The organism is Streptomyces cylindrosporus, assembly GCF_022698165.1.
Taxonomy (GTDB): domain Bacteria; phylum Actinomycetota; class Actinomycetes; order Streptomycetales; family Streptomycetaceae; genus Streptomyces; species Streptomyces cylindrosporus.
Genome location: NZ_JALDAY010000045.1, coordinates 1 through 391, shown reverse-complemented (window position 1 = coordinate 391; position 391 = coordinate 1). Strand labels below are relative to the sequence as shown.

The window sequence follows — 391 nt, the reverse complement described above, 5'->3', positions numbered from 1 at the left end:
TGTGACCAGCTCGATGCCCTTCTCCTTCAGCAGCCCGCCCAGCGCCCGGGCGGCGACCGGCTTCGTGAAGGCGCCGTCGAGCGGAGTGACGTAGACCAGCTGGACCTTCTCGCGGACGCCGCAGCGCTGGAAGAACCAGTCCGCCAGGAACGCGAACTCCAGTGGTGCGACGGGGCACTTGACCGGAAGGTCCGCCACGTTCACCACGACACGGCCGCCGTCGAAGCGCTCCAGTGCGTGGCGCAGGCCGATCGCGCCGGGCAGGTCGTAGAAGGTGAAGACGTTCTCGCCCCAGCCGGGGCCGGTCAGGCCCTCGGTCTCCTCCGGCAGCAGGCGGGCACCGGTGGCGACCACCAGGACGTCGTAACCGAGGCGGATCCCACCGGCGAGG

1 pseudogene is annotated in these 391 nt (G+C 70.6%); it reads right to left on the bottom strand.

Features of this window, described 5'->3' with window-relative positions:
* Positions 1 to 391 (bottom strand): annotated as a pseudogene (locus tag MQP27_RS50790) (type III sulfide quinone reductase, selenoprotein subtype); the annotation flags it as partial.